Below are 659 nucleotides of genomic sequence, written 5' to 3' on the forward strand. Positions count from 1 at the left end.
GCGGGCAGCGTAGCGGTGCTGCCGCCGGCGTACTGCTGGTTGGTCCAGTAATCAATCCAGGGGCCGCCGGCGGGCAGGGTCACGGTGCGCTGCGTCTGGCCCGCATTGAGGGCGGGGGCCACCAGCAGGTTGTCGCCCCACAGGTAGGCGTCGTTGGCGTTAGCGCTCTGAGAACTGCCCACTGCCAACTGTTCACTGAACCCCAGCGGGCGGGCCAGGGGCGCGCCGGTCTGGCTGTTTTCCCAGGCCAGGGTGTAGGTGGTGGGCAGCAGGCGGTGGCGCAGGCGGGCGTAGTCGCGCACAATGCTTTTGTAGGGCTCGGGATAGTTCACCGGCTCGGGCGGCACGCCCTCGCCGTGGGCCCGCATGATGGGCGTGAAGGCCGCGAATTGCAGCCAGCGCGCGTACAGCTCGTTGTTCTGGCCGCCGCCCGTGAAGCCGCCGGCATCGGAATGCTCGTAGCCCACGCCGCTCAGGCCCATGCCCAGCATCAGCGGCACCTGTGCCTGCAGACCGCTCCACGAGCGCTGCACGTCGCCGCTCCAGGGTGTGGCGCCCAGCCGCTGCATGCCCGCGAAGCCCGAGCGCGTGAGGTTGAACAGGCGCGGCGTCGGGAATTCCTGCGCGTACTTGTCCTGCAGCAGCGCGGCCCACTGGCT

The 659-nt window shown here is 70.0% G+C and carries 1 protein-coding gene; it reads right to left on the reverse strand.

Features of this window, described 5'->3' with window-relative positions:
* A partial coding sequence (locus ACYVDE_RS25270) for a TIM-barrel domain-containing protein (RefSeq protein WP_460504268.1) occupies positions 1-659 on the reverse strand: 659 nt, incomplete at both ends.

It is taken from the genome of Hymenobacter agri, assembly GCF_054778495.1.